24 protein-coding genes are annotated in these 26,182 nt (G+C 68.0%); 12 read left to right on the forward strand and 12 right to left on the reverse strand.

Annotated elements, in window-relative coordinates; translation table 11 throughout:
* The first annotated feature begins 135 nt into the window (after positions 1-135).
* Positions 136-1,833: an alpha/beta fold hydrolase gene (locus tag KEG57_RS38405; protein ID WP_272424450.1), complete on the forward strand. Its 1,698-nt coding sequence runs from the start codon at positions 136-138 to the stop codon at positions 1,831-1,833.
* Positions 1,834-1,841: 8 nt separating this feature from the next.
* On the opposite strand, the gene KEG57_RS38410 is transcribed toward KEG57_RS38405, so the two are convergent.
* From KEG57_RS38410 to KEG57_RS38430, 5 genes are all read right to left on the reverse strand, one after another.
* Complete coding sequence (locus KEG57_RS38410) at positions 1,842-3,212, reverse strand: ATP-binding protein (protein ID WP_272424448.1); 1,371 nt, start codon at positions 3,210-3,212, stop codon at positions 1,842-1,844.
* The gene (locus KEG57_RS38415; RefSeq protein WP_272424447.1) at positions 3,209-3,934 is read right to left on the reverse strand and encodes a response regulator; all 726 of its coding nucleotides are present in this window, start codon (positions 3,932-3,934) and stop codon (positions 3,209-3,211) included. The genes KEG57_RS38410 and KEG57_RS38415 overlap by 4 nt, the downstream gene beginning before the upstream one ends.
* A 93-nt stretch (positions 3,935-4,027) precedes the next feature.
* Positions 4,028-5,215 (reverse strand): cytochrome P450, encoded by a 1,188-nt coding sequence (locus KEG57_RS38420; RefSeq protein WP_272424446.1) that lies wholly within the window; start codon positions 5,213-5,215, stop codon positions 4,028-4,030.
* 36 nt (positions 5,216-5,251) lie between these two features.
* On the reverse strand, positions 5,252-5,944 hold the full coding sequence (locus KEG57_RS38425) for a TetR/AcrR family transcriptional regulator (protein ID WP_272424444.1): 693 nt from the start codon (positions 5,942-5,944) through the stop codon (positions 5,252-5,254).
* A 128-nt stretch (positions 5,945-6,072) separates the two neighbouring features.
* Positions 6,073-6,894, reverse strand: coding sequence for a type 1 glutamine amidotransferase domain-containing protein (locus tag KEG57_RS38430; RefSeq protein WP_272424442.1), 822 nt, complete (start codon positions 6,892-6,894; stop codon positions 6,073-6,075).
* Between the two features lie 76 nt (positions 6,895-6,970).
* On the opposite strand from KEG57_RS38430, the gene KEG57_RS38435 reads away from it, so the two are divergent.
* Both KEG57_RS38435 and KEG57_RS38440 read left to right on the forward strand, forming a co-directional pair.
* Complete coding sequence (locus tag KEG57_RS38435) at positions 6,971-7,900, forward strand: LysR family transcriptional regulator (RefSeq protein WP_272424441.1); 930 nt, start codon at positions 6,971-6,973, stop codon at positions 7,898-7,900.
* Positions 7,901-8,361: 461 nt separating this feature from the next.
* On the forward strand, positions 8,362-9,024 hold the full coding sequence (locus KEG57_RS38440; protein WP_272459419.1) for a dihydrofolate reductase family protein: 663 nt from the start codon (positions 8,362-8,364) through the stop codon (positions 9,022-9,024).
* Between the two features lie 187 nt (positions 9,025-9,211).
* Here KEG57_RS38440 and KEG57_RS38445 read toward each other — a convergent pair whose 3' ends face one another.
* The 4 genes from KEG57_RS38445 to KEG57_RS38460 all read right to left on the reverse strand — a co-directional run bounded on the left by KEG57_RS38445 (position 9,212) and on the right by KEG57_RS38460 (position 12,813).
* Positions 9,212-9,496 carry a hypothetical protein gene (locus KEG57_RS38445; protein ID WP_272459420.1) on the reverse strand — a complete coding sequence of 95 codons (285 nt, stop codon included), beginning with the start codon at positions 9,494-9,496 and terminating at the stop codon, positions 9,212-9,214.
* 123 nt (positions 9,497-9,619) lie between these two features.
* Positions 9,620-10,495 (reverse strand): hypothetical protein, encoded by an 876-nt coding sequence (locus tag KEG57_RS38450; protein ID WP_272424437.1) that lies wholly within the window; start codon positions 10,493-10,495, stop codon positions 9,620-9,622.
* Positions 10,496-10,791: 296 nt separating this feature from the next.
* Positions 10,792-11,649, reverse strand: coding sequence for an alpha/beta hydrolase (locus KEG57_RS38455; protein WP_272424436.1), 858 nt, complete (start codon positions 11,647-11,649; stop codon positions 10,792-10,794).
* Between the two features lie 42 nt (positions 11,650-11,691).
* Positions 11,692-12,813 carry a hypothetical protein gene (locus tag KEG57_RS38460; RefSeq protein ID WP_272459421.1) on the reverse strand — a complete coding sequence of 374 codons (1,122 nt, stop codon included), beginning with the start codon at positions 12,811-12,813 and terminating at the stop codon, positions 11,692-11,694.
* A 540-nt stretch (positions 12,814-13,353) separates the two neighbouring features.
* On the opposite strand from KEG57_RS38460, the gene KEG57_RS38465 reads away from it, so the two are divergent.
* The 4 genes from KEG57_RS38465 (at position 13,354) to KEG57_RS38480 (ending at position 17,215) form a co-directional block, all read left to right on the forward strand.
* A complete protein-coding gene (locus KEG57_RS38465) occupies positions 13,354-13,779 on the forward strand; it encodes a hypothetical protein (protein ID WP_272424431.1) in 426 nt (141 codons plus the stop codon).
* A 309-nt stretch (positions 13,780-14,088) separates the two neighbouring features.
* Positions 14,089-14,511, forward strand: coding sequence for a hypothetical protein (locus KEG57_RS38470; RefSeq protein ID WP_272459422.1), 423 nt, complete (start codon positions 14,089-14,091; stop codon positions 14,509-14,511).
* A 1,160-nt stretch (positions 14,512-15,671) separates the two neighbouring features.
* Positions 15,672-16,430, forward strand: a complete 759-nt coding sequence (locus KEG57_RS38475) for a DUF7873 family protein (protein ID WP_272424427.1) — start codon at positions 15,672-15,674, stop codon at positions 16,428-16,430.
* Positions 16,431-16,432: 2 nt separating this feature from the next.
* The gene (locus KEG57_RS38480; protein ID WP_272424426.1) at positions 16,433-17,215 is read left to right on the forward strand and encodes a hypothetical protein; all 783 of its coding nucleotides are present in this window, start codon (positions 16,433-16,435) and stop codon (positions 17,213-17,215) included.
* On the opposite strand, the gene KEG57_RS38485 is transcribed toward KEG57_RS38480, so the two are convergent.
* Positions 17,181-17,393 carry a hypothetical protein gene (locus tag KEG57_RS38485; RefSeq protein WP_272424424.1) on the reverse strand — a complete coding sequence of 71 codons (213 nt, stop codon included), beginning with the start codon at positions 17,391-17,393 and terminating at the stop codon, positions 17,181-17,183. The two genes, KEG57_RS38480 and KEG57_RS38485, sit on opposite strands and share 35 nt — an antisense overlap.
* Before the next feature lie 254 nt (positions 17,394-17,647).
* On the opposite strand from KEG57_RS38485, the gene KEG57_RS38490 reads away from it, so the two are divergent.
* From KEG57_RS38490 to KEG57_RS38500, 3 genes are all read left to right on the forward strand, one after another.
* Positions 17,648-18,874: a hydroxymethylglutaryl-CoA synthase family protein gene (locus KEG57_RS38490; RefSeq protein ID WP_272424422.1), complete on the forward strand. Its 1,227-nt coding sequence runs from the start codon at positions 17,648-17,650 to the stop codon at positions 18,872-18,874.
* 13 nt (positions 18,875-18,887) lie between these two features.
* Complete coding sequence (locus tag KEG57_RS38495) at positions 18,888-19,175, forward strand: hypothetical protein (RefSeq protein WP_272424421.1); 288 nt, start codon at positions 18,888-18,890, stop codon at positions 19,173-19,175.
* Positions 19,176-19,402: 227 nt separating this feature from the next.
* Positions 19,403-20,623 (forward strand): hypothetical protein, encoded by a 1,221-nt coding sequence (locus tag KEG57_RS38500; protein WP_272424419.1) that lies wholly within the window; start codon positions 19,403-19,405, stop codon positions 20,621-20,623.
* A 719-nt stretch (positions 20,624-21,342) separates the two neighbouring features.
* On the opposite strand, the gene KEG57_RS38505 is transcribed toward KEG57_RS38500, so the two are convergent.
* Complete coding sequence (locus KEG57_RS38505) at positions 21,343-23,067, reverse strand: hypothetical protein (protein ID WP_272424416.1); 1,725 nt, start codon at positions 23,065-23,067, stop codon at positions 21,343-21,345.
* A gap of 342 nt (positions 23,068-23,409) precedes the next feature.
* On the opposite strand from KEG57_RS38505, the gene KEG57_RS38510 reads away from it, so the two are divergent.
* Together KEG57_RS38510 and KEG57_RS38515 are read left to right on the forward strand one after the other, a co-directional pair.
* Positions 23,410-23,976 carry a DUF488 domain-containing protein gene (locus KEG57_RS38510; protein WP_272424415.1) on the forward strand — a complete coding sequence of 189 codons (567 nt, stop codon included), beginning with the start codon at positions 23,410-23,412 and terminating at the stop codon, positions 23,974-23,976.
* A 71-nt stretch (positions 23,977-24,047) separates the two neighbouring features.
* On the forward strand, positions 24,048-24,605 hold the full coding sequence (locus KEG57_RS38515) for a class I SAM-dependent methyltransferase (RefSeq protein WP_272424413.1): 558 nt from the start codon (positions 24,048-24,050) through the stop codon (positions 24,603-24,605).
* Positions 24,606-24,622: 17 nt separating this feature from the next.
* Here KEG57_RS38515 and guaD read toward each other — a convergent pair whose 3' ends face one another.
* A complete protein-coding gene (gene guaD, locus KEG57_RS38520; protein ID WP_272424411.1) occupies positions 24,623-25,990 on the reverse strand; it encodes a guanine deaminase in 1,368 nt (455 codons plus the stop codon).
* Positions 25,991-26,182 lie beyond the last annotated feature (192 nt).

Consider the following 26,182-nt stretch of genomic DNA (forward strand, 5'->3'; position numbering starts at 1 on the left):
CCTCGGCGATCCGCTGGTAAGAAGCATCACCGCAGCGTTACGAACGCTTACAAGGTTACGACAAAGTCGCGACGGACATGCTGAGGCTGACGCGGCACGGTGGTCCCCGGGGGGCCATCGAGGAGTGGAGCCATAATGAAACGCATGTCTTGGACGACCTTGGGAATCGCCGGCGCTGCAATCGCTATCCTTGCCGGCTGCGGGAGCGACGACGGAGCGGCGAGCGACACGGGAGGTGCTGCGGGAGGCGGCGGGAGCGGCACGCCGACGGCCATTGCCTGGAGCCCGTGCCCCATCCTCACCGATGGGGCAGGGAAGGAGGCCGAGTGCGCCACGGTCGACGTCCCGCTCGACTGGGATCACCCCGAGGGCACGCAAATACAAGTCTTCGTGAAGCGCATTCCCGGGACCGGGACCGAACGCCGGCAGGTCTGGCTTTTGACGGGCGGGCCGGGTGGCTCCGGCGCCGGGCTCGAGGAGGCGCTCGCGGTGCCGCTCCAGGCGCTCTCGCCGTCGAGCGACATCTATCTCGTCGATCATCGGGGCGTGGGGCGCTCGTCTCGGCTCGGATGCCCCGACCAGGAAGTGCCCGGCATGGACGGCATTGATCCGAACGAGTGGGCCGCGTGCCTCGCGCACCTCGACGCGACCCTCGGGCCGGACCTCGGCCATTTCAACACGACGAACGCCGCGCGCGACGTCGGCGCCCTCATCGAGCGGACCCGCGCTCCCGGACAGGAGGCGCACGTCTACGGCGTCTCGTACGGCACGTACTGGGCGCAGCGGTACCTCCAGCTCTTCCCGGACCAACCGACCTCCGTGACGCTCGACGGCCTTTGCCAGGCGGGTCTCTGCTCGCTCACGACATTCGATCGCTGGGTCGATCACGTCGGCCGGAAGTTCATGGGGGCGTGCGGCGCAGACGCGTTCTGCGGCGACAAACTCGGGGCGGATCCGCTCGCCGCCATGGGCGCGTTCCTCGACGGCATCGACGAAAAGAAGTGCGAGGGAATCACGAACCTCGGCGTCACGCGGGGCCTCGCGAAGCAACTCTTCGCGGCCCTCGTCGCGACGCTGGAAACGCGCGCGCTCGTCCCCGCGCTCGTCTACCGAGGCAATCGGTGCGCGCCGTCGGACGTCGCTGCGTTCGAGCACCTCATCGGCTTCTTGACGGCGCCGCCTGCCTCGTCCGCGGCAAACCCGGACGCGTACCTGTACTCGCAGGTGCTCTCGTTCAACGTCGCCATTTCGGAGATGATGGAGCTCGATCCGCTCCCGCTCGCCGAAGCCCAGTCGATCCAGGATCAGGCGTTCTTCTGGACGGGCGACGTCGCCACCGAATACGCCCTCTTCGACGCGTGGCCGCGTTATGCCCGCGACGCGTACGTCGGCAAATACGCGCCGACCACCGTCCCGATGCTCATGATGAACGGTACGCTCGATCCGCAGACGCCCATCGAATTCGCGGACGAGATCGCGCCGAACTACACCCAGCCCCATCAAACCTTCGTCGCGTTCCCCGACGCACCCCACGCGCTCGTCATGCGGACGCCGACGATGGATCCGCCGCATACGCCGTGCGCGCTCTCGATGTTCGCAAGCTTCGTGGCGGATCCAGAGGCGCCCGTGGATGCGGCCTGCATCGCGGAGCTCATGCCTCTCGACTTCCACGGCGATCCGGCGATGGCCGGGGCCCTGCTCGGCGCGGCGGATCTGTGGGAGGACGGCGGCAAGGCGCAAGCGCCGGAGACCGGGGCGCGCGCGGACCGCGCATTCGACGAGGTCCGGCGCGCATTCCAGCGGGCCCGCCAGGGAGCCCCGTTCCCGCGCTGACGGCGAATTCAACGTTCGACGGGCGTCTCGGCGGGCCCCGGCCACGAGAGGATCAGCCGCGCGCCGCCGAGATCGCTGCTCTCGGCGCTCGCGCATCCGGCGTGGGCTTGCATCACGCGGTGCACGATCGCGAGCCCGAGGCCGTGCCCGCCCGTCGATCGACTGCGGCTCGCGTCGAGCCGCTCGAACGGCAAGAAGATACGCGCGCGCTGCTCGGGGGGAATGCCCGGGCCGTCGTCGTCCACCATGACCACCGATCGCGCTCCGGCTGAAATTCGAACGACAATCCGGGCGCGCGCGTGGCGCTGGGCATTCCGCACGAGGTTGCTCACCGCCCGCCGGAGGTGCCGGGGATCTCCGATACCCACGGCGGGCGCGGGCGCGTCGATTTCGATGGAAAGGTCCGGGGAGAGCGGCGCGAGCTCCTGCACGACGCCTTCCACCAGGTCGACGAGGTCGAGCGTGACCGCCTCGAGAGGCGGCGCCCCGGGCTGGAGGCGCGCGTAGGCGAGTAGCTCTTCGACGAGCGCCTCCATCTCACCCACGTCCTTCACCATCGCGTCGAGGTGGGCGCGCGCGTCCGGCGCCTCGATGGCGGCCGTGCTCGCTTCGAGGGCGAAATGCAAACGCGCGATGGGCGTGCGCAGCTCGTGCGAAATCGCCTGCAGCGTCGCCTGTTGCTCGTCGGCTGAACGCTGGAGCCGCTCGGCCATGGCATTGAAGCAGCGCGCGAGGTGCGCGACCGGCTCGGGCGCGGAAGTATTTACGCGCGCGTCGAGCCGACCTTCGCCGAAGGTGCTCGCCGCGTCCGCGAGCCGTGTCACGTGCCGCGCGATCGGGCGCGTGAGCGCGAGAATGGCCACGCCGAGCAGCAAAAGCAGCACCACGAGGTCGCGCCCGAAGAGCTCGATCAGCACCTCGACGGGGGGGCCGAGATCGAGATCCTGCACGAGGACGCGACCCGACCCTTCAAGGGGCAGATAAAGCAGGAGATGCTCGCTCGCGGGTCCTCGGGCCCGGACCCAGGCCGCTGGCTCGCCGGCCTCGAGGCGGCGGCGCGTGAAAGCGGGCATCTCGGAGTCGAGCACCTCCGGCGCGGGCCTGAGCTTGATGGGGTAGTGGAAATGGGGCTGCCAGCGCGCGACGACGGAATCCCACTGCTCGACCGGGTGGGCGCGGAGCGCCTCCTGCATGAGCCAGTGGTTGCCGTCCGTGAGCTCGACGTAATGCTCGGCGATCCGCGCCGCCTGGGCCTCGAGCTCCGCAGGCGAGGCGGTGCTCGGGTGGGTGCGCCTCGCGGCCGAGCCTGCGACGAGCACCGCGGCCAGCGCGAGGGCCACGACGATACCGGCGTAAAACCGCAGAAAAAGGTTGTTCATCGCTCCCTCGCGAAGAGGTAGCCGCGGCCACGCACGGTGCGGATGAGCCGATGCGGCGGCTCGTCGTCGCCGAGCTTTTTGCGGAGCTTGCAGATGCGCATGTCGATGGATCGGTCGAGCCCATCGAACGTGATGCCCCGGAGCTCGGCGACGAGCTCGTCACGCGACAGCACCGCCGGGGCGCGCGAGGCGAGCAGCCAGAGGAGCTCGAACTCCGCGTCGGTGAGCAAGATGGGCGCGCCGCTCCGCGTGACGGCCCGGCGCTCGGCATCGATCTCGAGGTCACCCGAGGTGATCCGCGCGCGAGGCTCGTCCGAGGGCGCCGAGGGGGCTCGCGCTCCGCGGCGCAGGAGGGCGCGCAGCCGCGCGAGCAGCACCTGCGGACGCACGGGCTTCGCGAGGTAGTCGTCGGCCCCGGTATCGAGCGCGACGACCTCGTGAATGTCCTCGTCCTGCGCGGTGAGCACGAGGATGAACCCGGGATAACCGGCGCGCACCGCACGACAAACCTCGAGCCCGCCCGTGCCGGGGAGCAACATGTCGAGAATCACGCAATCGGGCGGATCGCCGAGGATGCTCGATATCGCCTCAAGGCCGTCGGCGACGCTCCCGACACGAAAGCCCTGACCCACGAGGAATGTCTGGATCAGCCCGGCGAGCCGCTCGTCATCCTCGACCAAGAGGATACGCGGCTGCCACTCGACGTCTCGATCTCGTTTCATGCGCAGAGCTTCCAGCCATACGGGCCTCGCTGCGCGCTCGGCGCACGAAACCGCCGCGCCGGAACGGCGGTTCGTGGAGATCGCCGGGGAATTTCAGCGGACCAAGAGCGGCAGCTTGCGCACGCCGGTCATGTTCGGGCTGGGGATGAACGCCGGCGGCGCCTCGGGATCCATGCGCAGGCGTGGGAAACGATCGAACAGGATGTTGAGCGCGACCCGCCCTTCCAGCCGAGCCAGGGGCGCGCCGAGGCAGAAATGGATGCCTCGTCCGAAGGCCACGTGCGGGTTCGGGTCACGGGACGCGTCGAACACGTTCGGATTCGTGAACTGCCTTGGATCTCGGTTGGCCGCCGCGATCCACACCATGAGGAGCTTGTCCGCGGGGATCGTCTTTCCGCCGAGCTCGACCGCGCTCGTCGTGGACCGGGCGACGGCCGCGAACGGGCTGAAGAAGCGCAGCGATTCCTCGATGGCACCGGGCACCAACGACCGGTCCGCGCGCACCTTCGCCCCTTCCTCCGGGTGCGCGTCCAGACACAGCACCGTGTTGCCGAGCAACATGGTCGTGGTGATGTGCCCCGCGACCAAAAGGATGTTCGCGAAATTGGCGACCTCGGTCTCGGTGAGGCGGTCGCCGTCCACTTCGGCCTCGACGAGCTTGGTGAGCAGGTCCTCGCGTGGCTTCTGCCTGCGTTCGGCGGCGTGTTTCCCGAGGTAGTCGAGCAGGAGCTGGCTCTGCTCGAGCGCCACCTTTACCTGGCGCTCCTGCTCCTCGGAGCGATTGACGAGGGAGAACTGCGTGGAGCTCTCCAGCATCTTGTCGACCCATTGCTTGAACATGTCACGGTCGCTGCTGGGCACCCCCAAAAGCTCGGCGATGACGATGACCGGAAGCGGGTACGCGAGATCGGCTACGAGCTCCAGCCGATCCTGCCCGTCCACCGCGTCGAGTAGCTCGTGGGTCAGACGCGCGATTCGCGGCTCGAGATCCGCGACGACCTTCGGCGTGAAGGCGTGACTGACGAGACTCCGGAGCTTCTTGTGCTCCGGTGGGTCCATCTGCACCAGGTTCCCCTCGACGGATCGCCTGATCTCCGGGACCAGACGCATGGTGTTGGACGAGAACACGCCGGGATCGCCGAGGATCCGCAGCGTCTCCGCATATCCGTAGACGTTCCACATCCCGAGCTCGGGAGCGAATCGGACGGGTTCGTCCGGGACTTGTCCGCGTAGCCAGAACTGCGCTTTGTGAATGCCCCAGGTGTCGGCCAGGTTCGTCATTGCGGTTCCCCTTTCCGCGCGCTTCCGGGTCCGGGATCAGCCGGGCTCGGCGGCGTAGATCCATTTGCGATAGCAGGCGATGAGATCTTCGAAAACTGCGCAGAGCTCGGCGGCGGCTGCCGCCATCGCCTCCTTCCGTGGCTCGCCGGCAGGCTCGAAGGCATGCCGGATGGTGTGGGCCAGGGCGTCGGCCCTGGCTGAGAGGTCGAGGCTTTCAAGCCCGAGGTCGACGGTGCCGAGCAGGTAGAACCCGGCCGACGCGGCCCGCATCGCATAGACGATGTTCGGGATATCCGCGCGGAGCAGGCCGTGGCGGGTCATCATCTCGAGGGACCGGTCGGCCGCGAGCAGCTCCTTTTGCCCGACCGGGCCCTCCCTCAGCTTGCCGAGCAATTCGACGTTTCCGATCGCCAGCGCCATCGTGAGCGGCCTCTGATGGACGGCCAGAAACTTGCTCCGCGCGAAGCGGTGGGGCCTGATTTCGGCAGGATCCTTGCGCAATCCGTCCAGCAGCTCCTCGACGAGAAGGATGGATTCACGCCGGAGCAGCGCCTGGAAGAGCTGCTCCTTGGAGCGCCAGTGCAGGTACACCGTGCCCTTGCCGATGTCCGCCTGCTTGGAGATGTCCTCGATGGTCACCTTCCGGTAGCCCATGCGCAAGAGCAGCGTGCCCGCGGCGTCGAGGATCCGGTCGGCGCGGCTTTGGGCCTGTTGCGGGCGTTGGGACACGGGCGGGCGCTCCTTGCTGACCTGTTGACCAGATTTGAGAAGCTGGTCAACAGGTCACGCGAAGGTAGCAGCCTACGCATCGGTGGCAAGGGGGAAACGGATGGGGGTCGCGCCGGGAGCGGTGGCCGTCAGCGCAAGAGGCGCACCGTCGCTTCTGCGACGCCAGCCGCCGACGCCGGGTTCTGCCCCGTGACGAGTCGCTCGCTCACGACCACCTGCTTTTGCCAGTTCGGCGCCGGCACGAATCGCGCCCCGCGCTCCACGAGTTTGTCCTCCAGCAGGAACGGCACCACCTTCTCGAGCTTGACCGCGCGCTCCTCCTCGTTCGTGAATGCGCTGATCTGCTTGCCTGCCACGAGGTATTCGCCCGTCGAGAGCCGGACGTTCACCAGCGCGGCCGGGCCGTGACAAACCGCGGCCACGACGCCGCCTCGCTCGTAGATCTTCGCCGCGACACTCGCGAAGGCGACGTTGTCCGGGAAATCCCACATCGTACCGTGACCACCCGCAAAAAGAATCGCGTCGTATGCCGCGGGATCGACCTTCTCCGCAGGCGTGCTCGCGTGGAGCCGTGCGACGATCTCCGCGTCGTCGAGGAACGCCGCCTGCACCGGATCCTTGCGGTCCACGCCGTCGAGCGGCACCTGGCCTCCCTTGACCGAGGCGAAATCAATCGCGAACCCCGCCTCTTTGAAGACGGCATACGGGTGCGCGACCTCGGGCAGGTAAGCGCCGGTGCTCTCGCCCGTATCGCCTTTCTTGTCGTGGCTGGTCGTCGCAATGAGGACACGCTTGGTCATGGATTTTTCCTCCCTCTTGGATGTCGAGACGTCTGAAGGATGGGGCGACGGGGCGCCGCCACAAGCGACGAGCCCCGCCGCGGCGAGCAGCGTGAGCAGCACGACGCGACGCCCACCCGCCGTGTCGGAGCCGGAAGTTCGGTTCGTCATGGCCTGGAGGTTAGCGGCGGATGCGGCTGCCCGGTAGAGGACGGCTTGTGAAAGCATTTGTGCTACCGTGTTTCAAATGATCGCCCCCGCGCTCGCCGGCAGCTTGCCCAGCATCGAGGCGTTTTGTCGTACGTACGAGGCCGGGAGCTTCACCGCCGCGGCCCGCGCCCTCTCCGTCACCCCGCAAGCCACGAGCCGCAGCGTCGCCCGCCTCGAACACGCCCTCGGCGTCACTCTCTTTCGCCGCACCACGCGGAGCCTCGCCCCGACCGAGCACGGCCGCCGTTATTATGCGTTGTGCGTGCAAGCCCTCTCCCTGCTCGCGGCCGGCGAGCGGGACCTCGCGAGCGGACGCGCGCTCGTCGAGGGGCGCGTGCGTATCAGCGCACCCACGACGTACGGGCATCATCGCCTCCTGCCGATCCTCGGGGTCTTTCGCGACCGATATCCCGGCGTCCGCGTCGAGGTCAACGTCACGAACCGCAACGTCGACTTCGTGCGCGACGGCCACGACCTCGCCATTCGAATGGGCACCATCCAGGACAAGACGCTCGTCGCGCGCAAGCTCGGCGATTTTCCGCTCGGCGTTTATGCGAGCCCGTCGTACCTCTCGCGGCACGGCGCGCCGCGCTCGCCCGAAGACTTGTCCGAACACGCCTGCGTCGCATTCTTGATGCCGAGCTCGGGCCGGGTCTTACCGTGGACCTTCCACCCTGCGCCGCGCAACTTCGTCCCGGATGCGCCGTACACGTGCTCGGACGACGCGCTCGGCGTGATCGGGCTCTCGCGTGCGGGCGTTGGCCTCGTGCAGATGTACGATTTCCTGGTGGAAGAAGACGTGGCGCGCGGGAGCCTGGTCGAGGTCCTCACGCCTTTCCGCGGGGCGAGTCGGCCCTTTTCGTTGATTCATCCGAGAGGGACCGTTCTACCCCCAGCCGCGCGCGTGCTGAAAGAGTTCGTCCTGTCCGACGCGCGGGAGCGGCAAGCGCCACACGTGGCTCGTTAGCGCTGGACCCGGGGTCGATGAACTGCGCAACGCGCAGTTCATCGAACAGGCCGAGTTAAGACCGGCGACGACCCTGCCTGCCAAGACCGCGGCGCTGACGGTTCAACGGGCCACGCGCCCGTCGCCAGAGTGCAATGCTCCTTCGCGGTCTTGCCACCGACCTGTGGGAAGAACTGCGCATCGCGCAGTTCTTCCCCAAATGGTCCAGGGCTGGCCCTGGTTCGGGTCGAGGGGCGAACAGCCCCCGCGGGGCCCGGGGCAGCGCCCCGGCGCGGCGGTTTGCGATGAGACCAATGCTCAGATGGCTGCGGGGGCGGGGGCGATGCGGCGCCCCGGTGCCAGAGCTGCGGTCGAGAGACCTCCGCTACTCTGCACATCCACGCACTCGGCTCGGGCACGACGCGCACGAGCTGCGCCACGTGGAGCCGCCCCGCAACTGGCCCGTGCGCTATGCTTGCTCGGTGGGTGGCGTCCTGCTACGCCGATCCCTGCGCCAGCGCGAAGCACACGATCCGCGCGCGTCGACGCCCAATACCAGCGAACAACGGACCCGCATGCGAAAGCTGATCTACTACATCGCCACCACCCTCGACGGCTTCATCGCTGGCCCGGACGGGCAGTCCGACTTCTTCCCCATCGATCCGGATCTGATGGCGGCAATGAACGCCGAACAGCCGGAGACCGTACCGACGCGGCTCCGCGCGGCGGCCGGTCTGACCGACGCGGAAAACCTGCGTTTCGACACGACCCTGATGGGGCGCGGCACCTACGAGCTCGCTCTCAAGGAGGGTATCACCAGTCCGTACGCGCATCTGCAACAGTACGTCTTCTCGCGTACCCTGACAACCACGGATCCGCACGTGGAGATCGTCTCCGGCGACCCGGTCGCCTTCATCCGCCAACTTAAACAGCAGCCGGGAATGGACATTTGGCTGTGCGGCGGTGGTCAGCTGGCCGGCCACCTACGGCGTGAAATCGACGAGCTGATGATCAAGCGCTACCCAGTCGTCATCGGCGCCGGAATTCCGGTATTCGCCGGGCAGTTCGACCCCGTGGGTTTCACCCTGATAGGCACCCGGACGTTCCCGTCGGGCGCTACCGTCACGACCTACATGAGGACGTGAACGACCTCGGGTGCCGCGTCGGGAACGCTCCCCCTCGGCATAACGCCGCGCCAACTCCGGATCGCAGCTCTTCCCCGAGGCCGGCGGCGCCAGATCGCCTGGAGCCGGAGCGCAGGCCTGATCGAGGCCGCGGGGAGCTCCCAAGGCCATCTCCCACATTTTCCAAGCAGCGGCGTGAGGCGACATTTCAGGGGGCCGGCAGCAGGTCCCCGAACCGCGCGTCTCCCTCGAGCGACCAAGGGATCGATTTGCGGGTCGCCTCGGCCACGGGGCCATGATAACGATGTCCCACGTCGGCGGTTTTTACGATACGCGTCGGAATCTTTGCCTCTCGCAGCCGCGCTGCCGCCCAGCGGGCGTCCCTCTCGCAGAAGCTTTGAGAGCAAATGAAGAGCACACGATTGCCGCCGCCCTTGGCGAAAGCCTGCGCAACCTCGGGCTTCCACGCGTCATGGCCGCCTTCGATGAGCACGAGCCGCGGAAAATCCGCAGGGCGGCGAGGGTGCTCTGGACGCCGCGCGCGAACGCCCACGTCATGCTCCTGGCTATGGTGAGGGGACGTGTCTCGCGTGGGGATCGCTTGGACGGTGGCGGCTCATGAAGTTCCTTGGGCCGGAATCACGACGATCATGCTGCGATGGGAAGCTTCGAGCGAAGGTGGCTCGTGCAGTCGGACATCGAGCTCCTTCAGCGCACGCGCAGAGGCCGTCGGGAGATCGACGCGTCCGAAGTGACGAACCCACCAGCTCGCGTCTGCGAGCTCCTTCGCGCATTGCTGCGAAAGCTCGCGGATTGTCGCGTCGTCGGTTCGGGTCGTCGCTGTGGTCAACGACGCCAGGCGAGTACGCACGGAGAGGTCGGTCGCGAGCGCGCCCAGCATCAGGTGACAGAGCGCGCCGTGGAACGTCGCGAGCCTGTTCGCCGGCGCCAGCGCATGGCTCTCATCGAAGTCCCGCGAAGCGCGGAGTCGATCCTTCGAGACCGACCTCCCGATCAGGGGTTCGGCTGGCAAGACCGCGGCATCGAGGAGCGCGTCGAGGGCACCGATGCCCGCGACGACATCGCCGGCGCTCGAGAAGAGCTGCACGACCGGTGAGCGGGGCATCTGCACGTCGACCTCAGCGCCGGGATGGATCGCGGGGGGACCGCGGAGCGTGCTGAGCAAGAGGGCGAGCCCGCGGTGGTACAAGATGCCGGCGCGCCGCTCGGCGGATGCGGTGCACGTCAGCGCGACATCGAAGTGAGGGATGGCCTCCCTGGCCGCGCCAGCGGCACACAGCACGATGCCGTCGAACTGAAAGAGCGCCGCGACTTGCTCTGCGGCTGTCGCCGAGAACGCACCGAGGTCGATCTCGGCGTCGGATCGCGTCACCGCCCGTAGCGCGCGGCCGGGCTCGCGGCCCGCGGCGATCCGCTCGCGAACGCGCTCGAACGCGGCGCGGATGTTGGCTTCGTGGAGCATCCGACTCATCGAGTGCCTTTGTACCTTGCCATGAATGCTCCTTGCCCCGCGCGCGGCGAGAGATCGGGCACGGCGCGGTCGGCGTCAAGCACCTCCTCGCGTGCTCTTGCGGCGAGCATCGAGCGCCAGGAGCTCCCCGCCGACGAGCACGTCGATCCGCTCATCGTCCGCCTCGCGCTCGATGGGTTTGCCCTGACACACGGCAGGAGCCCACGGCGCGGGGGTCGACCTCGCCGCAGCTCTTCCCCGAGGCCGGCGGCGCCAGATCGCCTGAAGCCGGAGCGCCGGCCGCGTGAGGCGACATTTCAGGGGGCCGGCAGCAGGTCCCCGAACCGCGCGTCTCCCTCGAGCGACCAAGGGATCGATTTGCGGGTCGCCTCGGCCACCGGGCCATTATAACGATGTCCCACGTCGGCGGTTTTTACGATACGCGTCGAAATCTTTGCCTCTCGCAGCCGCGCTGCCGCCCAGCGGGCGTCCCTCTCGCAGAAGCTTTGAGAGCAAATGAAGAGCACACGATTGCCGCCGCCCTTGGCGAAAGCCTGCGCAACCTCGGGCTTCCACGCGTCATGGCCGCCTTCGATGAGCACGAGCCGCGGAAAATCCGCAGGGCGGCGGCTGGCGATCGCCACGCCTTGAATCGCGCCGAGGGAAAACCCCATATAAAGTGGAGGGCCGGGATCCACGTAATCGGGATAGGCCGCCGCGAGCGCTCGAAGGCCGGCGTCGATCTCCAGCTCGAGCACAGCGTTACTCTCGTAGGTGAAGCGAATATCGTCCGGACCGGGAGAGTCGTCGCGCGGGATGCCGCGAGGGCACAAGATGAACGCGTGGTCCTCGAACAAATCGCGCACGGCCTTGCATTGCCATTCGGGCCGACCGTAATTGCCGTGCGCGGCGATGACGACGGGCCGGCGCGACGTCGCGCCGTTCGGCAGAGATACGACAGCCGCGGGATGACCGGGCACCGTGAGATCGACGATGGGCGACGCGACTCGGAGCGGACTCGGCTCCTTCGGCGCGACGACGGCCGAGGGCAGAGCCGGCGGCGCGCTCGGACTCGGGCTCGCGGTGGGCGCCGCGGCGCTGGGCTCGGCGCGGCGCCCGTCGCAGGAGGACGCGAAAGCCAAGAGGAGCGTGAGGATCGGCAGCGATCGAAACACAGGCTTTCGTGTTTAAACGAGACTTGTTCTTTGCGCCAGCGATCAGCTCGTCGGCGGGGAGCTCCTCGCGCTCGCCGCCCCGTCACGGGCGATCTTGTCGGCGCTGACGGCCCAGCGTGCGCAATGCGGGCAGCGCGATGCGTAGCGGGCGTGCATCGCACCGCCGCAATGCGGGCAGGGCCGGCGTGGGGCGTCGCGGAGGCGGTCGGCGTTCTCGTCGGTCGGCGCGTCGCGGGTGGCGTCGAGCCGACAATGCGGGCACTTCGCCGTCGCGAGATCGAGGGCCTCGTAGCAATAGGGACAGGCGAGCACGCGGCCGTCCGCCACCGGGGGCGCGACGATCGCCCGCGTGCGCGCGCGGATCTCCGCGAGCAGCGCGGGCGGGACGTCGTCGAGGTGCAGGGTCGCCTTCGGCAGGCCCGGGTGGGTCGCGAGCACGCGCAGGCCGGCCTCGCCGAGCGGGTTGCCGCGCAGGCCGAGGTGGGAGATTCCCCGTGAAAACACGCCGCTCGCCAGCAGCCGCTCGAGGCCGTGGGCGGTCAGCCCGGTCCAGCCGAGGTCGACGCTGCTGAAGCCGTCGGTCTGGCCGGCGAGGCGCGCGAATATGGCGGCGCCTTCGTCGCCGAGTGGGTCGCCGATCAGCGACGGCCCGGACGTCCGCGCGAGTGCGCCGCCGTCGACGAGCGCCGCCAGGCCGGCGGGGCCGATATCGGTGAACGCGAGCCCCAGCTCCTCGCCGCGAAAGCCGGCGTCGGCCAGGGCGCGCGCCCCGGCGTCGCCGATCCGGTTGTCGCCGAGGTCGAGGATTTGGAGGCGCGGCAGCAGCGGGGCGAGGACCGCGATCGCGTCGGGGCCGAGGGTGTTGCCGGCGAGGTCGAGCTCGCCGAGCTCCGCGAGCGCCGGCGCCTCCGCGAGCGCGCGCAGGCCCGCGGACGTCAGCTTGTTCTCGGCGAGCCGCAGCTCCGTCACGCGCCCGAGGTGCGGCGAGGCGAGCAGCGCTGCGAGGCCGTCGTCGCCGATCTCGTTGCCCGTCAGGTCGAGCGCGCGGACGGTCGCCAGCGCGGGCTCGTCGGCGAGGCGGCGCGCGCCGGTCGGCGTTAGCCGCCAGCCGCGAAGTTCGAGCCGGTCGCGGTTCAGGACGGCGGAGAAGCGCGGGATCAGCATGCGTCGCGGTTATCGATCCCGCGCGGCCGCGTCAACCGCCGAACGCGGGCGTACCGCTCGCCTGGGACGCAGAACCTTCGCCCAAATGTCGAGGGGAACTTGCTGGCACGCCGGGACGCCTGCTAGGCGTCGAGGAGGAGGTCGCGGCTCATGGGGCCCTGGTATCGCAACGGATCTCGTATGGAGAGGGCTCCAGGGATCGCACGCCTGATGCAATTGGGTCATTGTTGGCTCATTTGCCTCGTCGTGGGGGGATGCACGCGTGGCCAGCCGGACGGGGCGGCTGTTGCCCCTCCGAGTGCCATCGCTCCCGCGCCGAGCGCCATCGCTCCCGCGCCGAGCGCCATCGCTCCCGCGCCGAACGCCACCTCGTCCGCAGCGCCGCCGGAGACACCGCCGGATACGAAGGCTCCGGACGTCCAGGAGGCGCCTCGGTCGGCGCCGGCTTCGTGCAAAAGCACCGTCCGCGTCGAGCAAGGGGATTCATTCGAGTCCATCACCCAGCGCTGCTATGGGAGCCGCACGTATCAAGACTTTCTCGTGTCGCACAACCACCATGAGCGGAAAGGGCTTCGCGCCGGCGAGACATTGAAGATTCCGCCTTTCGAGACCCTGGCTCGCGAGCACGTCGCGGCGAAATGGGCGAGCGAAATGAGCGCGGTCGCCGCAGCGTACGCCCACTTCCGCCGCGTCGAGCCCGAGATCGAGCAGCAACTTCGTGGTCAGAAGCCGGGGATGGGGCCCTATCGGCCGAGCGCCGCGGCGAAGCTCGAGCTCGACGCCGCCGCCAGCGCACTCCGCCCTGTCGTGGAGCACCTTCGTGCAGCCGGCGTTCGAACGAAAAAGTTCGCCCAGGCCGTGGAGGCGTTCGAGCGACTTGCCAGCGGCGAGGGCAGCTTCTCCACCGACTATGCGACCGAGGACATCCACCAGTGCTTCTCCTACGGCATTTCGGCGCTCAAGTAGGCCCTTCCGCTCTCGCTCCATGAATAGCTTTCCTTGAAAAGCGCACAAGAAGCCCCCGGGATCGATTGAGCTCAGCGGCACCGGGTGGCGAGCTCGGCGAGCGCAAGGGGCCCGGGCGCCCTCGTCGAGTCGAGCACGAGGGCAGGGGAGGGGGCCTCGCCTGTGCACGGCAGACACAGCGAGTGGTGCGATTTCATCCGCTTTCCTTGCTCGGAAGTGCGCCCGCTATGGCCAGCCGATTGCATCCGACGGTTGCATGCGGTGTGAGGGTCCTTCGCAGCGGCGGGGCCGTGCGCGAGGAGCAGTGCCATGAGGCGTTCCATCCAGAATGTTCTTTTCGCTGCCGCGTCGGCAGCCGCGCTGCTGATCACGGGGGAGACCCGGGCCGACATCAACAGCGTGGTCGTCACCGAGACCGGAGATCTCGAAATTACCTTCGACGCGATTGCCATTCCTCTTCGCTCCTCCCCATTCGCCGCACAAGCGGAGGTGATGGCCATCTACGCCTGTGGCAGCGGAGCCAGCGAGACCGTCCACATCAACCTCTACACGGGGCGTGCCTTCGAGTCCAATTCCACAGGGCGTGTGCTCGGGATGGTGACGGTCCATCAACCGATCAGCCAGGTGCAATGCGCGGCCCCCAGGCTCGTGTACGTGAGGTACACGAATGTGCGCATCCTCAGCGAGATGGGCCAGCCGATGATCGGTCGCGACGTCGAGAGAGCATTCTGAAAGCTCCTCGAGCCACGCCTCGGTCCTCCTGCAAAGGGACACACGGCCGGGGGCGAGGAGGGCAGCGCTCGCCCATGGATCGATCTGCCCGGTTGAACCGCGAGCCGATCTGGGATACGTTCGCCACGAGTGTTCGTGATCCCGGGAGTGACCCCGGTCTGCCGGCGCTGGCAGCGGCAAGGACCGAGGTTACGCACAAGGCGCTCGTCCAAGGGCATAAGGAGGTCATCGAGGAAGGACGGAGCGGTTCAAGGAGGTCAAGGTCGGAGGACACAGCAAGAGGGGCGCACAGGGCACGCTGCAATAAAATGCACGCGTTCTGCGCGACTCGCGAACGCTGTACGCACCGCCATGCAAGTAGGGGCTCAGACGGGTCCCGAAAGACCGAAGGACGAACGAAGGTAGAGCGTGCCCGCATTGTCATGGTGCTGCGGCGACAAACCGCAGCCGCAAGGTAGCCCTTGTGTCGTGAGGGTCGTAAAGCTCCGTCGGGTACTTCTGTTACCCTATTGCGGGCCTTGGCCCGGTGAGCGATGAAAGCCTTGTCCGGTGGGGCGGTCCAAGTGACCCTTGTCGCACCGGAGACAAACATGAACGCGCGAGGGTTGCACCATGCGGGCCCGTCATCGAACGAAACGTTCACTTCTCTCATCACGCTGGCCTGGCGGGGCACCTCCATGGAAAAGCCTCCTTCTGCTGGCAGGCGAGCGACAGCCGGTCCGGCTCCGGCCGGACGAACGGTCGCGCGTGCGGGAGTGAAGCCCTACGGTCCGCCGAGTGGTGACACGCGGAGGATCCGTGAGTTCTGCCGTGGCCCCGACCGGCGGGTCAGCCGCCGCCCCCTGGGCCACGGGGAGCGCCTAGTAGCCAGGGCGCGGCACATCGATCCGGTCGACGCCCGCGGCGTGTTTCCCGCGGGAGCGCCGTCACCGGGCGAATCCAGAGACGGCGGCAGGCGAAAGCCATAAGGCCTCCCGAGGATCCGCTCGAAATGGCGGCGCGCCACAGCGGGTGGAGCGTCGAGTGGTGCCGCACTCCCGGACGAAAGTCCCTCAGGCCCCCGGGAAGCCACGCCGGTGACGGCGCGGCGGCGCCAAGCGCGCCAGGAGCCTTCACAAACACTCACCTTTTTGGTGGATCCATCCGACGAGAGGCTCGACATGGTACAGGCAACATTTACCCGCCAGAAACGCGAGCTGGCCAAGGCGGCTAGCTGGATCGAGCGGCTCCGCGCCCACGAGATCCGCAAGATCTCCTTCGACGCGGAGGGCAAAAAGCTCACCGAGACCCGGGAGACCTACGTCGACTATCCGCCCGAGGAGGTCGCCCGTCAGGTGCTCGGAATCGTGGTGGAGGTCGTGCGCCAGCACGGCGCCCGGCAACGCGCCAATGGCAAGAACACCGGGCGCTTCGTGTGGAGGGGGATCGAGGCCGATTTGACGGTGCCGCAGCTACGGGCGCTCAAGGAGGCCCACGCCACGCTCGCCACGCTGGTCCAGAAGCTCCCGCGGCGAAACCCGAAGGTCGTGCACAACACGACCGTCGACGGTCGGCCTGCATTCGCGGGCAAAATGGAGGAGACCTTCGAGCAGCGCGTGCGTTACAAGCCCTACGAGGAGGACGCCACCACGCGGGTGCGTACCTACGAGGAGCATTACCGCGAGAAGGTCGGCGCATCCCAGCAGGTCGAGATCGATTATGGGCTGGAGGTCCGGCGTATCCAGAAGCTCGAGGAGATGGTCACGGATCTCGGCACGGCCATTCAGGTGGCCATCGACGAAGCCAACGGGCGCGGTCACGAGGACGATCCCGTTCTCTCGAAGGTCATCGACTCCATCAGCAAAGTATTCGACGACGTGCTGCCGCCGAGGGCTCCTTCGTCCGAGGGAGGAGCGGGCGCGGGGCCGAGCGGGCTCTGAGCGTGATCGAGCCCATCGGCCTCGGGTTCGCGGGGGACGGCCGGCTGGTTCACCTGACGGCACTCTCGGCGCGTGACCTGCTCTGGCGGCTCAGGCAGGTCAACGGCCTGAGACGGCACGAGCTGTCGCTCTTCGAATGGCGCGACACCATGGAGCCCGAGCTGCGGCCGGGGAGCGAGCGGCCGGGCGATCTTCAAAACCCTGCAATCGCCACGCGGGTCCGACTGGTGAGGCGCCTGCGCTGGAACCGGACGCTCGCGCCGATGGAGCGTCCCGGTGATCGCCCGGACGAACCGCGTGGCCCGCGCCATCCAGCGCTGCCGTTCATCTCCTCGAGAGAGCTCCGGCGGGTCGAGGGGGTCGTCGCGGCGCGCGTGCTCGATGGGGTATGGAAGCTGTCGAGCGAAGAGGGCCACATGTCGCGAGGCATGGTGCCAGGCAGAGGGCGCCCCGATCGCAACCGCTGCGATTACGTGCTGCTCTTCGGGGCGATTTTCGTGGTCGAACGGCTGCGCTTCGCGTCCGTGTGTGATGCCGGGGTCTCGGATGTGCTGGTGGAGCGCGCGGACCGCTCCTTCCGACTGTTGCGGTTCGAGGGGGTGGCGACCGCGCGTGACGGTCGCGGGCTCGTGCTGCGGCTCCGCGACAGAATGCGCCTCGACCGTGCGTGGACGGCGCCCATGGAGGATCGGTCCGAGGAAGCGGTGCTGCGCTGGTACAAGGTACGGGCCGTGGTGCCGCAGGAAGGTTTTACGTTCGTCGAGGGCCCCTCCTTGCTCGGATGAGCAGAACGGGGTTGTTGTTGAGGTCGTACGATTCGATGACGCCCGTCGAGCGGCAATCGTAGTTGAATGGCTCGGTCTTGCGCTGCTCGCCGGCGACCATCACCTTGTCGCCCTCGCGCTGGACGGAGGTGAGCTGGACGAGACGGAGGGCAGGCCCCCCACCTTGATGAAGCCGCATCCGGCGACGAAGGTGGCGAGCAGCGAGGCAACGAGCGTACGTGTCATGGTCGATGGTCTTCCGGGTGTGAAGGGGCGGGCGCATCCGCATGCGTCTTCTGCTGCCCGAGGGAGCCCCCGGCAGCAGGCGCTCGCTCTAGAGGACGGAGAACCAGCGCGCGTTTGCGGCTTTTGCCCCGTTTTCCCACGGCCGCTCCCTCGACCCTCCTTCGAGTCTCCTCGGCCGATGCACGCGTCGCCACTAGGCTCCGAACCATGAATTCTTGCAAAAGCGTGCCCGACGTCGGGATCGATGCGATTGCCTTGAGTGTGCCTCGCGGCTATGTCGAGCTGTCCGAGCTCGCCGAAGCGCGTGGGGTCCCGCCGTCGAAGTATTTGAGTGGGCTCGGGATGCGCCGGATGGCGATCGCCGCGCCGGACGAGGACCCGGTGACCCTGGCCGTGAACGCGGCGCGGCGCCTCTTCGAGCGTTCCGGCGCGAGCCCTGCGGAGATTGGCCTCTGCATCGTCGGCACCGAGACGGCGGTCGACCACTCGAAGCCGGTGACTGCGTTCGTCCACGGCCTGCTCGATCTGCCGAGCACGTGCCGCATCTTCGAGGCCAAACACGCCTGCTTCGGCGGCACGGCAGGACTTCTCTCCGCCGTCGATTGGATCGCCTCCGGCTCGGCGCGCGGCCGCGCGGCGCTCGTCGTCTGCACCGACATTGCACGATATCCCCTCCGTTCGGCAGGCGAGCCAACACAGGGAGCGGGCGCCGTCGCGCTGCTCGTCCGAGAAAAACCGCGGCTGCTCTCGCTCGACGTGGGCCAGACCGGCACGTTCGCGCGCGACGTGCACGATTTCTGGCGCCCGCTCCACCACAAGGAGGCCCTCGTCGATGGGCATTACTCGGTGCAATGTTATCTCGACGCCCTCGAAGGCGCTTACGATGCATGGCGCCGCCTCGACGGCGCCACGGACGAGCCGCTCGTGCGGACTTGTTATCACGTGCCTTATGGCAAGATGGCCCGCAAGGCCCACCGGCATCGCCGGATGATCGATGGTCTGACCGAGGAGGTCGCCGACGCGTCGTTCGTGGTGGAAGTGGAGCCATCACTCGATCTGCCATCCCGGATCGGCAATGTCTACACGGGCTCGCTTTACCTCGCGCTCGCCTCCCTGCTGAACACGCAAGCGAGGGAGCTCGCAGGCCGTCGTATCGGTCTCTTCAGTTATGGATCAGGCTGCTGCGCGGAGTTTTTCGCCGGCAGGACGAACCCGGAGGCCGCCGAGCTCGTGACGCGCCTCCAGATCGACGGGCCCCTGCGCGACTGCCAGCGATTGACGGTCGCCGAATACGAGCGGCTCCGCGCCGAAGACGCCGTCGCCGACAGCCGACCGGCGCCGACACGCGCCGCTGAAGGAACGGTGAACGAAGGCGGACGTGCCGTTTATCTCGGGGTCGATTCGAACGAGCGGCGGGTGTACGCCTACGCGTGACCCGGCGCGCGCCTTGCTCAATCTGGTGCTCGCGGGTGCATTCGCGGGCACCATCGATCCAGGAAGCGGGCCGCTCACGAGTGCGGGCGGCACCGACGCCTGGCTCATGAAGCTCGGGCAAACAGGAGAGGTGCGCTGGGCGGAGAGGATGGGCGGAGCGCAATCGGAGACCGTGCACGCACTCGCGGTGAACTGCCAGGGGAGGAGCGCGATCGTCGGCTCGCGGGTGAATCCGAACGGGCCGGATTTATTTGCTCTGGATGGCCCGATCGAGGTATTCGTGTCCGGCTTGGCGCCCTGAGATAGGCGACCGATTTCCAGAGGGCGCTGCGACGATTCCGTGTAACATCGTCGGCATGAAGACCTTGGCATTGGTTCTGATCACTAGCATTGTCGCGGTGGGGTGCGGTTCGAGCGGAGGAGATCCGAGCGGAGCCTCGAGCTCGAGCTCGAGCGGGCGGCAGCGCGGGTTCGGGCGGCGGCGGGGGCTCAGGCGGCGGCGGGGGCTCAGGCGGCGGCGCTTGCAATGTGACGCTCGTCGAGGGGCTCGACACGTCGGTGCCGACCGAGGGGAAAATGCGCCCCGCGCTGAACGTCCCCTTCGAGGATGAGCACTACCACCTGAAGGTCGCCCGCGTGACCGACGCCTCGCAAGTCACCGACCACGACATCCCGAGCTGGGTCCGCCACGAATACTCGCGCCGCCCCGCCTTCAATGCCGACTCGACCCGCGCGCTCATGCTCAGCTCGAACGGGTGGATGCGCCTTTACGAGGTGAAGCCAGACGGCACCCAGGCTTTCTTGAAGACGCTCGCGCTGGGTGAGCCCCAGGAGCCGAACTGGCACCCGACGGATCCGAACAAGCTCTACTTCTTCGAATCGTACGGCCAGGGTCTCACAATCTCGACCTACGACATCACGAGCGACGAAAAATCCACGTCAAGAGATCTCGGGACACGTGTGAAGGCGCTCTTCCCGGGCGCGACCGGAATGTGGACGAAGCAGGAGGGACGCCCCTCCGACGACGGCAAGATCTGGTGCCTGGAAGCCGGCCACACGACAGCCGGCAATTTCGTTCCCGATGGTCTGTTCGCCTATGACTTCGACGCCGACAAGATCCTCGGGCACATGCCCGTGACCGAGGCGCCCGACCACATCTCGACGAGCCCAAAGGGGAACTACTGCGTGCCCTCCTGGGGAGTCCCCATGGGGACACGCGCCTACAAGACCGATTTTTCGAGCTACACGCAGCTGCACGACCGCAGCGAGCACAGCGATCTCGCAATTACGAAGGACGGCGACGAGGTGCTCGTCTACACCGCCTACGACGGGGCGAATGCGGGCAACGTGGTCATGGTCGAGCTCGCGGGCGGGACGGCGACGCCGCTCGTTCCCCTCTATGGCGAGAACAACGGGAGCGCCGCCATGCACATCAGCGGAACCTCCAAGAACAAGCCAGGCTACGCCGTCATCGGGTTCTACGCCTGCTCCGAGGAATACGGCGCCAAAGCGTGCGATCCATCTGCGCAGTGGTTCTACAACAAGGTCATCGCCGTCGAGCTCCAGGCAAACCCGAAAGTCTACAATCTCGCCCATACCCACTACGGCAACGCCGGCTACTTCACCTCGGCGCAGGCAATCGCCAACCCGGACCTCACGAAGGTGCTGTTCGCCTCGACCTGGGAGAGCACGATGGAGAACGACGTCGCGAGCTACCTGATCCAGGTGCCCGCCTGCGCCCTGCCATAGTCCCCGCGGTCGGCTCGAGGTTGGTCTCATCTGGGGGGCGCTGCGCTGGGGCGTTGCCCCAGGCCCCACCAGGGGCTATCCGCCCCTGGACCCGGACCAGCGCAAGCGCTGGACCCGGGGTCGATGAACTGCGCAATGCGCAGTTCATCGAACAGGCCGAGGCAAGACCGGCGAGCGCCCCCGCCCACCGCGTCCTCACCCTCTCCAGGCACGAGCACGTGCGCCTCCCAGGGCGTCCTCACCCTCGCCGGGCACGAGCACGTGCACCTCCCTGGGCGTCCTCACCCTCGCCGGGCACGAGCACGTCCGCCTCCCAGGGCGTCCTCACCCTCGCCGGGCACGAGCACGTCCGCCTCCCAGGGCGTCCTCACCCTCGCCGGGCACGAGCACGTGCGCCTCCCTGGACGTCCTCACCCTCTCCGGGCACGAGCACGTCGGCCTCCCAGGGCGTCCTCACCCTCTCCGGGCACGAGCACGTCCGCCTCCCAGGGCGTCCTCACGCGCATCGCGCGGCCGCCCACAGCGCGAGATTCCGCCGATGACAGCATTCGGCCCTCCAACGGGCCTGATGGAAGAACTGCGCACCGCGCAGTTCTTCCACCACGAGTCCAGCGCTTGCGCTGGTTCGGGTCGAGGGGCGAACAGCCCCCGCGGGGCCCGGGGCAGAGCCCCGGCGCGGCGGCCTCCAGAAGAGACGAATGCTCCCAGTGGGGAGGAGCTCAGCAGCGCTCTTTCGCGCGCGGTCCGCGTCCGCGGCCGCTCGAGCGGCGGCGAGCGAACAGGAGTGCTGCGAGGAGCGCGCTGAGCCCCGTGCCGCTGGCGGTGGAGGCTGCGGATTCGATGCGGCAGCCGCAGCTCCCGGACGCGCCGCTTCCGGGCGGCGCGCCGCCTGCGGACGACGTGCCGCCGCCGGTCATGGCGCCGCCCATGCCGCCTGCGCCGCCGTCGCCGCCCGCGCCGCCGGATCCGACGAAGTTGCCGGTCGACGAGCTCGTCGCGGAGGGCACGACCGCGGCGCATTGACCGCCCTCGCAAGCCTCGCCTGGCGGGCACGTGACGCCATCGCAGAGGTCGACGCAGTTCCCCGCTTTGCAATGGGTGCCGGCTTGGCACGACACGCCGAGGCACGCGGTCTCGACGCATTGGCCGCTGTCTACATGGCAGCTCTCGCCCGAGGGACAGATCCGGCAGGCGCACCCGGCGATACAGACGCCGCTCACGCACACCTGGCCCTCTCCGCACGTGACGCCCGCGCACGGGTCCACGCAGTGATCACCGCTGCAGACCTGGCCCGCGGGACAAACGACACCCGCGCAGGGAGCGCGGCACTCGCCGCCGTGACACACCTCGCCTTCCGGACAAACCACGTTCGCGCAGGCCTCCTCGATGCAGAAGCTCCCTTTGCACACGAACGAGGGGAGGCAGGGAAACTCGCCCGATTCGCAGGACGCGACGCAGGTGCCGTTGCTGCACACCATATCGGGCGGGCACGTCGCGTCATCGTCGATCAGGCCGTCGCAGTCGTTGTCGATGGCGTCGCATGCCTCGCCCTGGATGCCGGGCTGAAGGACGGCCTTGCAGATGAGCGCTCCCTGCGCATTGCAGTCGGAGATGCCCTTGGCGCACGCGCCTTGCGCGTCGGGCACGTCGCAGGGTTGCCCGGCGCCGGGACAGGCGACACCGGTGAAGCGAAAGAGGAAGTCCTCGTAGTCGAGGTCGTTCCCGTTGACGCCCTCGGCGCCCGCCGCGTCCTTGAAGTCGAGATCCTCGAAGCCAAGGTAGAACGTGTTGGCGAGCATGTTCGATTTGTAGAGGAGATCCGAGTACCAGGGTCCCGGGGTCGAGCACAGCGTGCACGTGACGTTGAACCGGTGCTCGGTGTAGTGATACTGCGTCGCGTTCCCGGTGCCGGTGCCGTTCGGGTTGGGGATCAGCACGAAGCCGATGTAGCCCCCCTTGTAGGCCGGGTGCTCCCGGATCGAGACGGCGGTCAGGTTGACCTGGTCGGGAGGCGGCAGGGCGCCCGAGAACGGGAACAGGATCTGGATGTCGCTGTTCGGCGCCGCCATGTTGAGGTTCGCCCCGAGGTCCACGGGGACGTACTTCGGCGGGTTGTTGCTCGGGATGTTGTCGTCGACGTTGTACCAGCCGACGGCGAAATTGGCGCCGCCGCCCTTGGCGATGTACTTGCCGCTGAAGTCGCAGAGCGGCGAGAAAACCTGGGGCTCCACGGCGGCGCTCTGCACGACGTCGATCCCCTCGTTGATGTTGTCGTTGTTGGCCGATCCGTTGAGGTAGCCGCTGAGCGCCGCGCCCCCTCCCACGGGGATGACGGTGCCGTTCGGCTGCGTGACGACCGCGAACGCCGCGCCGCTCGCGCAGAGGATCGAGGCGCCAATCAAGGAGGAGACGACGGGAAACCTGGGAGAGCTCGATCCGAGCATGGAGATCCTTTCCGGCGCGGCCACCCGAGCCAAGGTGAAGAATGTTTCCCCATGCTACCACGGGAGCTGTCCCGGATGAACCTCATCCGACACCTGATCTCGCGGCGCGGATCAGGGATAGAGCGGGCGCGGCAACACATCGACGGCCGGGTGCCAAAGGAAACGCAAGACCGCATCAAGGTACATCATCCTGGCAGGCTCCCTTTCGCCCCGGAAGCGAGCGCCTCGAACAACGTCCGCATCGCCTTCGCCTGCGCAGCCGGATCCCTCATGGATGGCTTCCGACCGTGGTGGGTTTCATCGCGGCATTGACACGCTGTCCCTCCACGGCATGCTGCCGAGGTGTCCGCCGCGCCCATCCCCACCATCTACACGATCGGCCACGGCACGCGCAGCCTGGAGGAGCTCGTCGAGACGCTCGGCGGCGCCTCGGTCGCCCGCCTGTTCGATGTCCGTCGATACCCCGGCTCCCGCCGCAACCCGCAGTTTGGCCGGGACGCCCTCGCGGCGTCGCTGCCCGGCCTCGGCGTCGAATACGTTTTCCGGGGCGAGGAGCTCGGCGGCAGGCGGCGGCCGAAGCGGCCCTCGCGACACCCGGCCCTCGAGGACGAGGGGTTCCGGGCGTACGCCGATTACATGGACGAACCCGCGTTCGAGGACGCGCTCGAGCACCTCGTCGGCGACGCGCAGCAGGGTGGGCCGCTCGCCGTGATGTGCGCAGAGACGGCCTGGCAACGTTGCCACCGGCGCCTCATCGCGGATGCGCTCGTCCTCTGCGGCGTTCCCGTCGAGCATCTGCTCTCACCCACGCGCCGCGAGCCTCACCGCCTCACGCATGGGGTGCGCGCGGACGAGCACGGGAGGCCGGTGTACGACATGGGCCAAACGACGGAGCTGTTTTCCCGGTGAGCCCCGTGGAACGCCTACGGATTGACGGAAGGATGCGAATCTGATCGAATGCGCGGCGGAGGAACCTGCACGTGGCAGACGCAGATCGGCAGAAATGGGACGCGCGGTACGCAGCCGAGGGGGCGCCGGACGAGCCCTCCGCCTGGCTCACGTCGCTCGACGAGCATTTGCCCCGGGAGGGGCGCGCGCTCGACGTCGGGGGTGGGGCGGGGCGAAACGCGATTTGGCTGGCCAGGCGGGGCCTTCGGGTGACGCTCGTGGACATCTCGCCCGTGGGCCTTTCCGTCGCGGAGAAGCGCGGGCGGGAGGCGGGCGTCACGATCGAGACGCTGCGGCGCGACCTCGAAGAGGAGCCCCTGCCCGAGGGCCCGTGGGACGTGATCCTGCAAAGCCACTACCTCGAACGCCCGCTCTTCCGGCAATACCCGCGCCTGCTCGCGCCGAATGGGCTCCTCGTGGTGGAGCATCCGACGCGGTCGAATCTGCTACGCCATGCCAGACCGGGGGCTGCGTTCTTGCTCGAGGACGGCGAGCTGCCGTCTCTCTGCGCGGGGCTCTCGATGGTCCGCTACGAGGAAGGGTGGACCGAACAAGGCAGGCACGACGCGAGGTGTTTGGCGACCATGTAAACCTCGTCCCCGGAGCGTCAGCCTGCCCCGGCGACCCGTCTCCCGGCGACCCAGATTTCGGCGAGATTGGCGCGGGAGGCCGTGTAGACAATCTTCGCGAGGATATCCTCCGGCTCGTCGAGCTCTTCGAAGAGGCGAATCGTGCCGTTCGGGGCAGTGGTGTCGACGAGGACGGCGTCGAAATGGCAGCCGGGCGCGAAGCGACCGACCGGGAGCTCGAGCGCGTCGCCACCCGCGGCGGTCGCGAGATGGAAGGCGTCGCGGATGTCGATGCGGGACGAGGGCCGGCCGCGCGTCTCCGGCGGCAGCGCCGGGTCGACACCACTCTCCAGCATGCGCGAGGTCACGACGGCCATGCGGCAGGCGTCGAGCATGGAGGCGCTCGGGCCGCCCGAAATGTCCGTACCCAGGCCGACGCGGACGCCCTTTGCAAGCGCCGCACGGAGCGGGAAGGCTGCATTCGAAAAATAGGCGTTCGACAGGGGACAGTGCGCGACCCCCGAGCCGCGGGTGACGATACGGGCCATGTCGTCTGCGTTGATCAGATTCGCATGCGCGAGAATCGATTGTCGCGTGAGGAGGCCGAAGCCATCGAGGCATTCGGCGTCCGTCACCCCGTGGCGGGCGAGGACGTAGCCGTGCTCCCAGTCGCTTTCGGAGCAATGGGTCTGGACGTGACAGCCGCATTCCCTGGCGATGACGCCGAGGCCCTCGAGCATCGCGTCGGTGCAGGAGGGTACGAATCGCGGCGTCACGACGGGGTGGACGAGCCCACCCTCATTCGCCGGATGGGTACGAACATACTCGATGAGTGATCGCGTGCCTTGGAGGCCGGCCTCGGTCGAGGCGTCGCGGTAGAAGTCCGGGCATTCCTGCGGGTTGTCCATCGCGACCTTGCCCACGAGGGCGCGCTGGCCCTTTTCCAGGCAGATGTCGACGAGGAGGCGGGTCGCCTCCTGATGGATCGTGGCAAAGTAGAGAGCCGTCGTGGTGCCATTCGCGAGGAGGTCGGCGACGAGCATTTCGTAGGCCTTCCGCGCGAAGGCAGCGTCGGCGTAGCGGGCTTCCAGCGGGAAGGTGTGGCGCAGCCAGATTTCCAGCGGCACGTGGAGCGCCTTGCCGAGCTGCGGGTATTGCGGGGCGTGGATGTGGAGGTCGACGAAGCCGGGGATCACGTAGCAGCCAGCGGGAAGCGTCACCAGCGTGCCGGCCATGGACGCAGCGATCCGGGCGCCTTCGTGGCGGGGGTCGCCCGACCTGATCACGGTGGCAATCCGTCCAGCCTTGTCGATCTCGACGAGGGCGTCCTCCAGCACCTCGAGGGTGCCGAGCACAGGCGCGTGGAAGAAGGTGCCGGCGAGGGTCTTGCCGCGGAGGTCGGTCATTCGGCTTTGCTCTTCGTAGCACGCCCCGCCCAAGCGCTGAGCATCGGTCTCATCACGAGGCGTCGCGCCGGGGCGCTGCCCCGGGCCCCGCGGGGGCTGTTCGCCCCTCGACCCGAACCAGGGCAAGCCCTGGACCGTTCGTGGAAGAACTGCGCGATGCGCAGTTCTTCCAACAGGCCGGTGGCAAGACCA

This window comes from Polyangium jinanense, assembly GCF_028435365.1.